This is a genomic window from Natronohydrobacter thiooxidans (assembly GCF_001884735.1).
Classification (GTDB): Bacteria; Pseudomonadota; Alphaproteobacteria; order Rhodobacterales; family Rhodobacteraceae; genus Roseinatronobacter; species Roseinatronobacter thiooxidans_A.
In genome coordinates this window covers 566,874-580,715 of sequence record NZ_MJAP01000034.1, presented here as the reverse complement: position 1 = coordinate 580,715, position 13,842 = coordinate 566,874, and the positions used below count along the sequence as shown (strand labels likewise).

Sequence of the window (13,842 nt, the reverse complement as noted above, 5' to 3'; positions counted from 1 at the left end):
GTGCAGCAGCATGAACTCCGGACACACCTTAGCTTGGCTTTTCCCAAGGCTCAAGCTTCGGCTGTAGCGCCATAATCTCCTGCATCATTCCCGGATTATCCGGCTGCGGCGCAATCCCGCGCGAGGCGCAGGGCAGCGCCGCGAAAGGTGCGGCGGCATTTTGCGAAATCGCCACCATATGCAGGCGCGTATGCTGCAGATCGAGCCCGGAAATCGCCGCAACCAAGAGCCGCCCCGAGCGCGGCGAAAAGATCGGACAGACCAGATCCCCACCCGCCATGATGCGCGCTTTTGCCGCTGGATCAAGCGGCAAGGCCGCTTGCCGATAGGCGATTTCCGCGCGTGCCGCGTGACCCGCCGCGCGCAGGGCCGCCCCGATATCCACCGCGACATGCTCGCCGCGCAGATGCAGAAACGGCCCCTCGGCCCCGGCGCGGGCCATGTCGCGCAACAGCGCCTGCGCATCCCCGCCCGCGACATGGATATCGCGAAACCCCTCGGCGCGGGCCGCCGCCGCCGTGCCGGGACCAACCGTCCAGAGCCGCATGTCCCGCCGCGCAGTGGCCTGCGCCAGCGCCCTTACCCCATGCATCGAGGTCGCGATCACTGTCGCAACCCCCTCCAGCACGCGCGCCTCCAGCGGCAGCATCTCGATGCGCATCAGGGGCGCGATCAGCACCTCGCCCCGCCAGCCCGCCTCGCGCATGGCCTCGCCAAAGGCGCGCGCCGCAGGTTCTGGCCGGGTCAGCAACAGGCAGGGGCGCATGGTCACTCCGCAGATTGGGGCCGCGCGGGATTGTGCCGCCCTGCCCCCGGTGGTAGCTGGAAAGCGCCCGCCTTGGCAACCGGAGCCCGCATGCACCCCCTTTTCCAGACCCGCCCCCTGACCGTGCTTGGCATCGAAAGCAGTTGCGACGACACGGCCAGCGCCGTGATCCAGGATGCGCCGGGGTCCGATCCGGTGATCCTGTCCTCGGTCGTCTGGGGCCAGACCGAGTTGCACGCGGATTTCGGCGGCGTCGTGCCCGAACTCGCGGCCCGCGCGCATGCCGAGAAGCTTGATCTCGCGGTTGAAGCAGCACTCGCTCAGGCGGGAATGACGCTGCAGCAGATCGACGCGATTGCGGTCACTGCCGGGCCGGGGCTGATCGGCGGCGTGCTCTCGGGCGTGATGCTGGCGCGCGGCATGGCTGCGGCGACGGGCCTGCCGCTTCTGGGCGTGAACCATCTGGCAGGCCATGCCCTGACCCCGCGCCTGACCGATGGCGTCGACTTTCCCTATCTGATGCTGCTGGTCTCGGGCGGGCATTGCCAGTTCCTGATCACGCATGGCCCCGAGCGCTTCACGCGGCTGGGCGGCACGATTGATGACGCACCGGGCGAGGCTTTTGACAAGGTGGCGAAGATTCTGGGCCTGCCGCAACCGGGCGGGCCCGCGGTCGAGCGCGCGGCGCAGGCGGGCGATCCGAGCCGCTTCCCCCTGCCGCGCCCGCTTCTGGACCGTCCGGGCTGCGATCTGTCCTTCTCGGGGTTGAAAACCGCTGTGCTGCGCGCCCGCGATGCGGCGGTGACAGAGCATGGCGGGTTGCGGGTGCAGGACCGCGCGGATCTCTGCGCCGGGTTTCAGGCGGCGGTGAGTGACGTTCTGGCCGAGAAATCGCGCCGGGCTCTCGCGGCCTATCTGGAGCTTGCCCCGGCCACGCCCGTTTTCGCCGTGGCAGGGGGCGTCGCGGCGAACCAGTCGCTGCGCGCGGCGCTGACGCAGGCGGCGGCGGCTGCAGGCGCGCAGTTCATCGCCCCGCCGCTGGCGCTCTGCACCGACAATGCGGCGATGATCGCCTGGGCCGGGATCGAGCAGATGCGCGCGGGAAAAAGCACGGCGGATTTCGTGGCCCGTCCGCGCTGGCCGCTCGACCCCTCCGCCGCGCCACTGATCGGATCGGGCAAGAAAGGGGCAAAAGCATGAGTATAGCGGTTCTGGGGGCGGGCGCATTCGGCACGGCGCTGGCCTGCGCATTGGGGGACGCAGTGCTCTGGTGTCGCGATCCGGCACAGGCGCAGGCGATGCGGGCGGCGCGCGAGAATACCACCCGCCTGCCCGGTATCCCCCTGCCCGAGGGCGTGCAGGTGACATCCGATCTGTCTGGAGTGCGCGCCGAAACGATCCTGCTGGCCATTCCCATGCAGCAGACCCGCGGTTTCGTGGCAGAGAATCGCGACTGGCTGGCCGGGCGCGTGCTGGTGGCCTGCTCGAAAGGGGTCGATCTTGATCTGATGATCGGCCCGGTGGGTGTGATCCGCGCCGCCCTGCCCGAAACGCGCGCCGCCCTTCTGACCGGCCCCAGCTTCGCCGAGGATATCGCGCGCGGCCTGCCCACGGCGCTGACACTCGCCTGCGCGGATGCGGGGCTGGGGCGCGCGCTTCAGGACCAGCTTTCCACCCCCAATCTGCGGCTCTACCGCAATGCCGATGTGATCGGCGCGGAACTGGGCGGCGCGCTGAAGAATGTGATCGCGATCGCGGCCGGCGTGACGATTGGCGCAGGTCTGGGCGAATCGGCGCGCGCTGCGCTGATGGCGCGGGGCTATGCGGAAATGCAACGGCTGGCGCTCCGCATGGGCGCGCAGGCCGAAACGCTGGCGGGGCTCTCGGGGCTGGGCGATCTGATCCTGACCTGCGGATCGGAGAAATCGCGCAATTTCCGCTACGGGCTGGCGCTGGGGCGCGGCGAGGCATTTGATACCAGCACCACCGTCGAGGGTGCGGCCACCGCCCGCGCGGTGGCGCGGCTGGCACAGGCGCGCGGCCTCGACATGCCGATCACGCGGATGGTCGCGGCCCTTGCCGCAGGCGCCATCACATTGCAGGATGCGCGCGAGGCCCTTCTGGCCCGGCCCCTGACCGAGGAATGAAAGGATATCCCCATGCCGCTCTATATGATGGTCTGCACCGACAAGCCCGGCGCGCTCTACCTGCGCAAATCCACCCGCGAGGCGCATCTGGCCTATATCGCCCAGACCGGCTGCGTGGCGCAGGCCGGGCCGCTGCTGGATGAGGCGGGGGAGATGGCAGGTTCGCTGATCGTGCTGGATCTGCCCGATCTGGAGGCCGCGAAAGCCTGGGGCGAGCAGGACCCTTACGCCCAAGCTGGGCTTTTCGAAAGCGTGCGGCTGCAGGAATGGAAGAAGGTCATCGGCTGATGCGCTACTGGCTGATGAAATCCGAGCCCGACACCTTCTCCTGGGATGACCTTGTGGCCAAGGGTGAGGCGGGCGAGGAATGGGACGGGGTGCGCAATTATCAGGCGCGCAACAACATGCGCGAGATGGCACTCGGCGACCGGGCGTTTTTCTATCACAGCCAGTCCGACAAGGCGGTTGTCGGCATCTGCGAAGTGATCGCGACCGCGCACCCGGACAGCACCACAGATGACGCCCGCTGGGAATGCGTGGATGTGAAGGCCATCGCGCCCCTGCCCCGCCCCGTGACACTGGCCCAATGCAAGGACGATCCGCGCCTGAGCGAGATGGCGCTGGTGCGCACCTCGCGCCTGTCGGTGCAGCCGGTGCGTGAGACGGAATGGCGGATCATCTGCCAGATGGGCGGGGTTGATCTGTGAGGGGGGCTTGGAGGGCGGCTGCCCTCCAAACCACCCGCTTCAAGGGGCGCACGCGCCCCCTGAAAACCCCCGTGAGTATTTCGGGCAAGATGACATCAGGACCGGTTCAGACGCCCGGCACGTCCACCCCGGCGCTGGGTGAGTTGCGGCGCACGCGCAGGCAATTCCGCCATGATCTCGCGCCGTGCCTCGGCACTCATGCGCGACCAATCGGCAATCTCGTCAAGGCTGCGCAGACAGCCGGCGCAGAGCTTCGACTCGGGGTGGATAACGCAGATCTTCACGCAGGGGCTTTCGATCTCGTCGCGCGTCCAGAGTGTGTCCATCATCGGGCCTGCTCGCTTGTCCTCGGGCCCAGTTAAGCATCCCTCACCCGCCTGACCAGTGCTCAAAGCGACACAGTCAGGGGTTTTCGCGCCGCAAGACCGCCAAACGGTCCAGCGCGCCCTGCAAGATCACCCCTGCCGCCACATGGTCGATCACTTCGGCACGCTTGCGTCGCGAGGTATCGGCCTCCAGAAGCGCGCGCTCTGCCGCGACCGTCGACAGGCGCTCATCCCAGAAGGTGATCGGCAGATCGGTCAGCGCTGCAAGATTGCGCGCGAATGCCCGCGTGGACTGGCAGCGCGGCCCCTCGCTGCCATCCATATTGCGCGGCAGGCCCAGCACCAGACCACCGATCTCGCGCGCCGAGGCGATCTCCAGAAGCGCCGCCGCATCCTGCCCGAATTTCACCCGCTTGATGGTCTGCAAGGGCGAGGCCACCGACAGAAGCCGGTCCGACACTGCAACCCCGATGGTTTTCGTGCCCAGATCCAGCCCTGCAAGCGCCCGCGCGCGCGGCAGGGAGGTGGCGAAATCCGCGATATCCTCAAAAACCGCCATCAGGGTGCGGGCGTGCTCAGGCCCGCCTCGGCGGCCGCGTCATTGATCAGTGCCAGATCCTCGGGCCGCGCGGCAAAGACTGTGCGCGCTTCCTGCAGGATATCCAGCGCCTGATCGCGCCGCTCCAGCACCGCCAGCGCGCGCAGAAGCTGCGCCCAGTCCTGCGCAGAACCACCATCATTGGCCAGCCGCGCAAGCATCCCGTCCACCATGCCCTCGATCATCGCGGCGCGCTCCTCGGGCGACATATCCTCAGCGGCCTCGATATCTTCCGCACTGGGCTCGCGCGCACCCGCAGGGGCCGGGCGGGGCGGCAGAGTATAGCGCGGCTCGCCCGAGATGCGCGACAGTTCCGGCAATGCGCCGCGGATCTCGTCCATCCAGGGATCATCCCCCGCGCTCAGATCATGCAGCCTGCGCCAGATGCGGAAGGTCAGATCGGGCCGCCCGGTCTGGGCATAGAGCCTGCCGGAATAATACAGCGCCACCGGATCCTGCGTGTCGCGGCGCAGGATCTGCTCGATCACCGATTCCGCTTCGGGCGACACGAACCCGCCTGTCGCAATCACCATCAGATCAAGCAGATAGGCAAGATCCGAGACCGGGGCCTCTTCCCCGCCCCGCAGCTCGATCACCCGGATCTGCGCCTCGATCGCGGCGCGGTAATGGCCCAGCCTTGCCTCATTCTGCGCCAGAAGCGTGAAGCCGGTGATATCCAGCGGGCGATCCGCCATCGCGGCGCGCAACTGCGCGACCATGCTCTCCAGTTCGGCCCGGCCATCGAACTCTTCCCCCTCGGGGAAGCGCGCGGCGAATTCGGCCTCCATCTCGGCCTGACGCGGACGGTTCGCGCGCGCCTCGACCGCCTGCGCATGGCGCTCGACCAGCGGCATATCGGGATAGCCCGGCGCCCCGAAACTGAGATAAAGCGCCCCGCTGCCCAGGATCGCCGCAAGCAAGACCCCGAGCGCCACCCAGCGCATCGCGTCCGGGGCAGGCCCGCCCACGCGCCGCGCCCCTGCCCCGCGATCCAGATCAAGGATCCGGCGCGAGATTTCCAGCCGCAGCCGTTCGGCCTCGTCCGTGCCCAGCGTGCCGCGCGCCAGATCGCGCTCGACCTCGGCCAGCTGGTCGCGATAGACCGACATGGCGCGTTCCGCCCCATCCGCCGCCGCCACGCGCCGGGCGCGCAAGAGCGCCCGCACCAGCACTGCCGCAACCATCAAGGCGATGAGGAAAAAACCGGCGATATCGATCCAGCCTGACATGGCGCCTCCATCTGTCGCGCCATGCTCTAGCGTGAATGAGGCCCGACAAAAAGCGTAAAACCCGGACTACCCGTCACAATCCCGCAAACCGCGACGGCCTGTCACACCAGGAGCCTGTCACACCCAGAGCCGATTTCGGTTTTTAGCGCGCATATGCCGTTTCTGGCAAACCCGCGCGGTTCGGGGTAAGCGAGACAGCAATCATGCCGTAGCCAAGGAGTCGTCTGCCGATGAAACGCTATTCCGCCTTTGCCATCGCGCGCGAAGCCTTCCGCCAGCACAAGGGCTGGGACGAGGCCTGGAGCAGCCCCGAGCCGCGCGCCGCTTATGACGTGGTGATCGTGGGCGCAGGCGGGCACGGGCTGGCCACGGCGTATTATCTGGGCAAGCGCTATGGCATCACCAATGTCGCGATCATCGAAAAGGGCTGGCTGGGCGGCGGCAATACCGGGCGCAACACGACCATCATCCGCTCGAACTATCTGCAGGATCCCTCTGCGGCGATCTACGAGAAAGCGCGCAGCCTCTATGAGACGCTCTCGCAGGATCTGAACTACAATATCATGTTCAGCCCGCGCGGCGTGATGATGCTGGCCCAGACCGAACACGAAAAGCGCGGCTATCTGCGCACCGAGCGCGCCAATGCGCTGCAAGGGGTGGAGACGCGCTTCATCCAGCCCGCCGAAGTGAAGAAACTGGTGCCGATCATCAATATCGACGGGCCGCGCTATCCGGTCCTTGGCGCGCTCTGGCAGCCGCGCGGCGGCACCGCGCGCCATGATGCGGTCGCCTGGGGCTATGCGCGGGCCTGTTCCGACATGGGCATGCATGTGATCGAGCAATGCGCGGTGACGGGTGTCGAATCCGCAGGCGGGCAGGTCACTGCGGTCAACACGACCAAGGGGACGATCAGCTGCAAGAAACTCGGGATCGTCGTCGCGGGCCATTCCGGGGCGCTCGCGGATATGGCGGGCTTCCGGCTGCCGGTCGAATCGGTGGCGCTGCAGGCGCTGGTGTCGGAGCCGATCAAACCCTGCATGGATGTCGTCGTCATGGCCAACACCGTGCATGGCTATATGTCGCAATCCGACAAGGGCGAAATGGTCATCGGCGGCGGCGCGGACCAGTTCAACAACTACACCCAGCGCGGATCCTGGCATCATATCGAGGAAACCGTGCGCGCGCTGGTCGAGACCTTCCCGATGATCTCGCGCCTCAAGATGCTGCGCCAATGGGGCGGGATCGTCGACATGACCGGCGACCGCTCGCCGATCATCTCGAAAACGCCGCTGGGCAACTGTTTCATTAATTGCGGCTGGGGCACCGGCGGGTTCAAGTCGATTCCGGGCTCAGGCTGGGCGATGGCAGAGCTGATCGCCAAGGGCGAACCGGGGCCGCTGGCCGAAGAATTCTCGATGTCCCGCTTCCGCGAGGGGCGTTTCATCGACGAAAGCGTGGCGGCGGGGGTGGCGCATTGATGAACCAGCAAACACGCTTTGATCTCTGGGATGCAGAAAACAGGTTTCATCAGTTCAAACGCATCTTTGATCGGTCTTTCGATGCAATCATGAACGATGACTATTTCACCTCGTCGTCTGCTGAGCTTTCAGAGAACTATTCTGATGATGACGTGAAAGAACTCGAAGAGTTATTGCACCATCTAAAAGCTGAAGAAGATTCTCAAGTCACCCAAGCGTTTATTGGCAGCATACTGCTGTCTACCTATTCGCTTTTTGAATTCGGCGCACTAGAGATGTGTCGCCATTTCTTGGTCGAAAAGGGGTTCGGCCTCGGGTTGCGAGACTTGAGCGGGCAAGGGGTCGAGAAGATTAAGATCATCAGCAAGCTTACAAGTACTCGTCTGCCAGTATCTGGGCAAGAATGGGAGAAGGTACTCGATTACCGAACGATCCGAAACGTCATAGCTCACAATCATGGCTTCTTAGACAACAGCTCTCTAGCCAAAATTGAGAAAGTGATCGAAAGAAACACCGGAAGGGTGGCTTTAGACAACAGCACGGGGGCGGCAACGACATTGTTCATCGGCCGCAATTTCGTAGATGAAAGCTTTGGCTGCTTTATTCGCTACCTCCGCCAACTAAACCATTGCTTCGAGTTGGAGCTATCGCAATGCTGATCCTCACCTGTCCCTGCTGCGGCGTGACTGCCGAAGAAACCGAATTCCATGGTGGTGGCGAGGCGCATCTCAAGCGCTTCGGCCCCGGCTCGGATGACGCGGATTACGAATCCTACATGTTCAGCCGCAAGAACCCGCGCGGGGTGCATTTCGAGCGCTGGCGCCATGTCTATGGCTGCGGCAAGTGGTTTCTCGCCGCGCGCTGCACCATGACGCTGGAGGTGTTCGCGACCTATCCGGCCCAGACGCTGGAGCCGCCCGCCGATGTCATCACCGCCATCAAGTCGAAACGCCCGGAATGGGAGGGCTTCGTATGAGCCACCGTCTGCCGAATGGCGGCCGCCTGATCGCGCGCGGCACGCCCCGGAACTTCACCTTCAACGGCAAATCCATGAGCGGTTTTGCAGGCGACACGCTGGCCGCAGCGCTCCTGGCCAATGACCAGATACTGCTCGGCCGCTCCTTCAAATACCACCGCCCGCGCGGGGTTGTCGCCTCGGGCGCGGAAGAGCCGAATGCGCTGATGGAGCTTGGCACCGGCGACCGGTTCGAGCCGAACCAGCGCGCCACCACGACCGAATTGTTCGACGGGCTGACCGCAGCCAGCCAGAACCACTGGCCCTCGCTCGATTTCGACGTCCTCGCGGTCAATAATCTGGTGCCGCAATTCCTGACAGCGGGCTTCTATTACAAGACCTTCCTGCGCCCGCGCGCCTTCTGGAAACATGTCTACGAGCCGATCATCCGCCGCTCAGCAGGTCTGGGCAGAGCCCCGGCCACAAATGCGCGCGACACTGACCGCTATGAGCAGATCTATGGCTTCTGCGATGTGCTGGTGATCGGCGGCGGCATCGCCGGGCTGCAGGCCGCGCTCTCTGCCGCGCAGGCGGGGGCGAAAGTGGTGCTCTGGGAACAGACCGCGCATTGGGGCGGCCGCGCCCCGGTCGATGGGGTCGAGATCGACGGCAAACCCGCCGATGACTGGATCAAATCCACACTGCAAACCCTTGAAAGCCTGCCGAATGTCCAGATCCGCACCCGCTGCATGGGCGCGGGCGTGCATGATCACGGCTATGTTCTGGGCTATGAGCGGATCACCGATCACGCCCCCCGCACCGATGCGCCGCGCCACCGGCTATGGCGGATGCGCGCGGGCAAGATCATCACCGCCACCGGCGCGATCGAACGCCCGCTGTCTTTCGCCGGAAATGATGTGCCGGGCGTGATGCTGGCATCGGCCATGCGCGACTATATCGTGAATTACGCTGTCAGCCCCGGCAAGGTCATCGTGGTCGTCACCAATAATGACGACGCCTATCGCAGCGCGATCACCGCGCATGAAGCCGGGATCAAGGTCGCTGCCGTGATTGACGCGCGCAGCGAGGCCAATGGCGCGCTGCCCGGACAGGCCCGCGCGCTGGGCATCCGGGTGCTGACCGGTCAGGGCGTGCGCAAGGTCAAGGGCGGCAAGCGCGTCACCGGCGTCGAACTCTGCCCGATCGACAGCGATGGCAAGACCCAGAGCGAAGCGCTCGATTGCGACGCCATCGCCATGTCCGGCGGCTGGTCGCCGGTCGTGCATCTGTGGTCGCATTGCGGCGGCAAACTGACCTGGGACGAGACCGGCCATTTCTTCCGCCCTGACCCTGCACGCCCGCCGCTCGGCGCGGATGGCGCGGGCTTCGTGCTGACCTGCGGCTCTGCCCATGGCGATCTTGGCGCCGTGCTGGCCGGTGCCCATGCCGCAGGCCAGAGCGCCGCCGGCCTGACCGCAACCGACGCGCCCGCGACCGACAGCCTGCCCGATGAGGCCCCGCTGGAACCCGTCTGGATCATGCCCCGCGCGGCGGACTATGATCTGCGCATGAAAATGTGGCTCGATTTCCAGAATGATGTGAAAGTCTCGGATGTGCAGCTTGCGGCACGCGAAGGCTATCAATCGGTCGAACACACCAAGCGCTATACCACGCTCGGCATGGCGACCGATCAGGGCAAACTGAGCAATATCAACGGTCTGGCGGTGCTTTCTGATGCATTGGGTCAACCGATCCCGGCCACCGGCACCACCACCTTCCGCCCGCCCTATACGCCGATCTCCATCGGCGCCATCGCGGGCGAGGCGCGCGGTTCCACCTTCCAGCCGCTGCGCAAATCGCCCATCCATGACTGGCATGACGCCAATGGCGCGGATTGGGAACCGGTCGGCCAATGGCGCAGACCCTATACCTATCTGCGCGCAGGCGAGAAACGCCACGACGCGGTGAATCGCGAGGTGAAGAACGCGCGCGAGAATGTGGCGCTGCTCGACGCCTCGACGCTGGGCAAGATCCTTGTCTCGGGGCCGGATGCCGGGCGTTTCCTCGACATGCTCTACACCAATATGATGAGCACGCTGAAACCCGGCAAATGCCGCTACGGCCTGATGTGCAATGAAAACGGCTTCCTGATGGATGACGGGGTTGTCGCGCGGATCGACGCGCAGTCTTTCCTTGTCCACACCACCTCGGGCGGCGCGGATCGCATCCATGCCTGGATGGAAGACTGGCTGCAATGCGAATGGTGGGACTGGAAAGTCCATACCGTCAATCTGACCGAGCAGTTCGCCCAGATCGCCGTGGTCGGCCCGAAAGCACGCCAGTTGCTGGAACGTTTGGGCGGCATGGATCTGTCGCGCGACACCCTGCCCTTCATGGAATGGGCCGAGGGCAGGCTCGGCGGCTTTGACGCGCGGGTGTTCCGGATCAGCTTCTCGGGCGAACTCAGCTTCGAGATTGCCGTGCCCGCCTCGCAGGGCCGCGCTTTCTGGGAACGGCTGATGGCCGAGGGGGCGGATATGGGCATCATGCCCTACGGGACCGAGGCGCTGCATATCCTGCGCGCCGAAAAGGGCTTCATCATGATCGGCGATGAAACCGATGGCACGGTGATCCCGCAGGATCTGAACCTGAACTGGGCGATCAGCAAGAAGAAGGACGATTTCCTTGGCAAGCGCGGCATGGAACGCGAAGCCATGATCGACCCCAAACGCTGGAAACTCGTGGGGCTGGAAACGCTGGATGGCTCGGTCCTGCCGCATGCTGCGCTGGCTGTGGTGCCGGGGCTGAACGCCAACAAACAGGCCCGCACCGAGGGGCGCGTGACCTCGACCTATTACTCGGCCACGCTGGGGCGCGGGATTGCAATGGGGCTCGTGGAACGCGGAACCGACCGGATGGGCGAGGAAATCAGCTTCGCGGGTCAGGGCGAGACGCGCATCAAGGCGCGGATCGTGGACCCGGTGTTTTATGACAAGGAAGGGGCAAAGCAGAATGTCTGAAATCAGTGTAAGTGCCTTGCCCGCTGCGCAATCCGAAGGCTTCGTGCGCGTGACAGAGGCCGGATTGCGCGGGATGATCACCCTGCGCGGCGATCTGGCCTCGGCAGCGATCGCCAAAGCCGTGCAGGAGATCACAGGCGCCGCCCTGCCGCCCATGCGCCGGATCGTGCAGGCGGGCGAGAACGCGGTCGTCTGGATGTCGCCCGATGAGCTCCTGATCCTCTGCCCGCATGATCAGGCCCCTGGCATGGAAGCGGCGCTGCGCGCGGCACTCGCGGGGGAATTCGCGACCGTCGCCAATGTCTCGGACGCCCGCGCCGTGTTCAGCCTGTCCGGCACCGCATGGCGCGACGCGCTGGCCAAACTCTGCCCGGTCGATTTCAGCACGCTTGGCACAGGCGATATCCGCCGCACGCGCGCGGCACAGGTGGCGGCAGCCATCCTTGTCACCGGGCCGGAAGAGGTGGATCTGATCTGCTTCCGCTCGGTCGCGCAATATATGTTCGACATCCTGTCAGCGGCCGCGTCAGCCGGGTCCGAGCCTGCGCTCTACGTCTAAGTAATTTCACCCCGCCCCTTGACCTTTGGCGGGCGGGGTCTCTTATTCAGGGCAGTCAAACCATAACGACAGACGAGGAAAACATGGCTTTTACCCTTCCTGACCTGCCCTATTCGCATGATGCTCTGGCCGATCTCGGCATGAGCCGCGAGACACTCGAATTCCACCATGACATTCACCACAAGGCCTATGTCGACAATGGCAACAAGCTGATTGCCGGGACCGAATGGGAAGGCAAATCGCTGGAAGACATCATCACCGGCACCTATCAGGCGGGCGCAGTGGCGCAGTCGGGGATTTTCAACAATGCAAGCCAGCACTGGAACCACAATCAGTTCTGGGAAATGATGGGTCCGGGGACGGGCGGCATGCCGGGTGAGCTGGAGCGCGCGCTGACCGAAAGCTTCGGCTCGGTGGACAAGTTCAAGGAAGAGTTCTCGGCCGCAGGCGCGGGCCAGTTCGGCTCGGGCTGGTGCTGGCTTGTCAAGGACAAGGACGGCTCGCTGAAAGTGACCAAGACCGAAAATGGCGTGAATCCGCTCTGCTTTGGCCAGACCGCCCTTCTGGGCTGCGATGTCTGGGAGCACAGCTATTATATCGACTTCCGCAACAAGCGCCCGGCCTATCTCAGCAACTTCCTTGAGAAGCTGGTCAATTGGGAAAATGTCGCCTCGCGCATGTGAGGACGGCCCGTAGGGTGCGTGCTGCAGCACGCACCCTACTTATCGCCGCTCAGAGCCTTTCCAGCGAGAGCGCGATCCCCTGCCCGCCACCAATGCACATCGTCACCAGCGCGCGCCTGCCGCCCGTGCGCGCAAGCTCATAAAGCGCCTTGACGGTGATGATCGCCCCGGTGGCCCCCACCGGATGCCCCAGCGCAATCGCGCCGCCATTGGGGTTCACGCGGGCCGGATCGAGACCCAGTTCCTGGCTCACAGCCAGCGCCTGCGCCGCGAAAGCCTCGTTCGATTCGATCACATCGAACTCCCCGACCGACAGCCCCCCACGCGCGCAGAGCGCCTGCACCGCCGGCACCGGGCCGATCCCCATCACCTCGGGCCGCACCCCGGCATGCGCATAGCCCGTGACCCGCGCCAGCGGCGTCAGCCCTGCTTTCTCCGCCACGCTTGCGCGTGCCAGCACCAGCGCCGCCGCCCCGTCATTGATGCCGCTCGCATTGCCCGCCGTGACCGAGCCGTCCTTGCGAAAGGCGGGGCGCAGCCCTGCCAGCACCTCAAGGCTCGTGGCTTTCGGGTGCTCATCCACCTCGAAGATCACCTCGCCCTTGCGGGTTTTCACCGGAACCGGCACGATCTGATCCTTGAAACGCCCCTCGGCGATCGCCCGCGCCGCGCGGTTCTGGCTTTCCAGCGCGAAAGCGTCCTGCGCTTCGCGCGTGATCCCATGCTCACCCGCGACATTCTCGGCGGTGATCCCCATATGCCCGGTGCCGAATGGACAGGTCAGCGCCCCCAGCATCATATCAACCGCGCCCGCATCGCCCATCTTCTGCCCGAAGCGCGCGGCAGGCAGGATATAGGGCGCGCGGCTCATGCTTTCGGCGCCCCCCACCAGCGCGAAATCCGCATCCCCCAGCGCCAGAGCCTGCACGCCAGAGACAATCGCCTGCACGCCCGAGCCGCAGAGCCGGTTCACATTCATCGCGGGCACCGTCTCGGGCACGCCCGCCCCCATCGCCGCGCGGCGCGACAGATACATATCCGCAGGCTCCGTCGCCAGCACCGTGCCAAAGACCACTGTTCCGATCTGCTCCGGTGCCACCCCCGCGCGCGCCAGCGCCGCCTCGGACACGATCCGCCCCAGATCGATGGGCGGGATCCCCGCCAGCGATCCGCCAAATCCGCCAATCGCGGTGCGCGCACCGCCCAGGATCACGATATCTTCCATGAAAGCCCCCTCTGCCTAGCTGAGACCAGTCTAGGCAAGCCCGCAGGGCCGATCCAGCAAAACGCAGCGTCGCCAAAGGGCACTGCCGGTCACAATGGGCAGAGAACACCGCCAGCGCAGTTTGCCGATCCGCGCGCCGCGCTGGCGCC

General features: G+C 65.4%; 15 protein-coding genes. 10 read left to right on the top strand and 5 right to left on the bottom strand.

Annotated features, from left to right (window positions below; translation table 11 throughout):
* Positions 1–28 precede the first annotated feature (28 nt).
* Positions 29–766 (bottom strand): uroporphyrinogen-III synthase, encoded by a 738-nt coding sequence (locus tag BG457_RS17465; protein ID WP_071798939.1) that lies wholly within the window; start codon positions 764–766, stop codon positions 29–31.
* 90 nt (positions 767–856) lie between these two features.
* On the opposite strand from BG457_RS17465, the gene tsaD reads away from it, so the two are divergent.
* Genes tsaD through BG457_RS17445 form a run of 4 tightly spaced genes read left to right on the top strand, consistent with a single transcriptional unit; the run spans position 857 to position 3,620 of the window.
* Entirely contained in the window at positions 857–1,966 is a 1,110-nt protein-coding gene (gene tsaD, locus BG457_RS17460; protein WP_071798937.1) for a tRNA (adenosine(37)-N6)-threonylcarbamoyltransferase complex transferase subunit TsaD, read from the top strand.
* Positions 1,963–2,913, top strand: coding sequence for an NAD(P)H-dependent glycerol-3-phosphate dehydrogenase (locus tag BG457_RS17455; protein WP_071798935.1), 951 nt, complete (start codon positions 1,963–1,965; stop codon positions 2,911–2,913). The genes tsaD and BG457_RS17455 overlap by 4 nt, the downstream gene beginning before the upstream one ends.
* A 12-nt stretch (positions 2,914–2,925) precedes the next feature.
* Positions 2,926–3,201: a YciI family protein gene (locus BG457_RS17450; RefSeq protein WP_175546823.1), complete on the top strand. Its 276-nt coding sequence runs from the start codon at positions 2,926–2,928 to the stop codon at positions 3,199–3,201.
* On the top strand, positions 3,201–3,620 hold the full coding sequence (locus tag BG457_RS17445; protein ID WP_071799288.1) for an EVE domain-containing protein: 420 nt from the start codon (positions 3,201–3,203) through the stop codon (positions 3,618–3,620). The genes BG457_RS17450 and BG457_RS17445 overlap by 1 nt, the downstream gene beginning before the upstream one ends.
* A 95-nt stretch (positions 3,621–3,715) precedes the next feature.
* Here BG457_RS17445 and BG457_RS17440 read toward each other — a convergent pair whose 3' ends face one another.
* From BG457_RS17440 to ccmI, 3 genes are all read right to left on the bottom strand, one after another.
* A complete protein-coding gene (locus tag BG457_RS17440; protein ID WP_071798934.1) occupies positions 3,716–3,949 on the bottom strand; it encodes a DUF1289 domain-containing protein in 234 nt (77 codons plus the stop codon).
* Positions 3,950–4,022: 73 nt separating this feature from the next.
* Entirely contained in the window at positions 4,023–4,505 is a 483-nt protein-coding gene (ruvX, locus tag BG457_RS17435; protein WP_071798932.1) for a Holliday junction resolvase RuvX, read from the bottom strand.
* Complete coding sequence (gene ccmI / locus BG457_RS17430; RefSeq protein WP_071798929.1) at positions 4,505–5,773, bottom strand: c-type cytochrome biogenesis protein CcmI; 1,269 nt, start codon at positions 5,771–5,773, stop codon at positions 4,505–4,507. The genes ruvX and ccmI overlap by 1 nt, the downstream gene beginning before the upstream one ends.
* A 230-nt stretch (positions 5,774–6,003) precedes the next feature.
* Here ccmI and BG457_RS17425 point away from each other — a divergent pair, with 230 nt between their 5' ends.
* From BG457_RS17425 to BG457_RS17400, 6 genes are all read left to right on the top strand, one after another.
* On the top strand, positions 6,004–7,251 hold the full coding sequence (locus BG457_RS17425) for a sarcosine oxidase subunit beta family protein (RefSeq protein ID WP_071798927.1): 1,248 nt from the start codon (positions 6,004–6,006) through the stop codon (positions 7,249–7,251).
* Complete coding sequence (locus BG457_RS17420) at positions 7,251–7,910, top strand: hypothetical protein (RefSeq protein WP_071798925.1); 660 nt, start codon at positions 7,251–7,253, stop codon at positions 7,908–7,910. Before BG457_RS17425 ends, BG457_RS17420 begins: the two co-directional genes overlap by 1 nt.
* Positions 7,904–8,227: a sarcosine oxidase subunit delta gene (locus BG457_RS17415; RefSeq protein ID WP_071798923.1), complete on the top strand. Its 324-nt coding sequence runs from the start codon at positions 7,904–7,906 to the stop codon at positions 8,225–8,227. Before BG457_RS17420 ends, BG457_RS17415 begins: the two co-directional genes overlap by 7 nt.
* Complete coding sequence (locus BG457_RS17410) at positions 8,224–11,226, top strand: sarcosine oxidase subunit alpha family protein (RefSeq protein WP_071798921.1); 3,003 nt, start codon at positions 8,224–8,226, stop codon at positions 11,224–11,226. The genes BG457_RS17415 and BG457_RS17410 overlap by 4 nt, the downstream gene beginning before the upstream one ends.
* The gene (locus tag BG457_RS17405; protein WP_071798919.1) at positions 11,219–11,785 is read left to right on the top strand and encodes a sarcosine oxidase subunit gamma; all 567 of its coding nucleotides are present in this window, start codon (positions 11,219–11,221) and stop codon (positions 11,783–11,785) included. The genes BG457_RS17410 and BG457_RS17405 overlap by 8 nt, the downstream gene beginning before the upstream one ends.
* An 83-nt stretch (positions 11,786–11,868) precedes the next feature.
* Positions 11,869–12,468: a superoxide dismutase gene (locus tag BG457_RS17400; RefSeq protein WP_071798916.1), complete on the top strand. Its 600-nt coding sequence runs from the start codon at positions 11,869–11,871 to the stop codon at positions 12,466–12,468.
* A gap of 49 nt (positions 12,469–12,517) precedes the next feature.
* On the opposite strand, the gene BG457_RS17395 is transcribed toward BG457_RS17400, so the two are convergent.
* Positions 12,518–13,693, bottom strand: coding sequence for an acetyl-CoA C-acyltransferase family protein (locus BG457_RS17395; protein ID WP_071798915.1), 1,176 nt, complete (start codon positions 13,691–13,693; stop codon positions 12,518–12,520).
* Between the last annotated feature and the right edge of the window lie 149 nt (positions 13,694–13,842).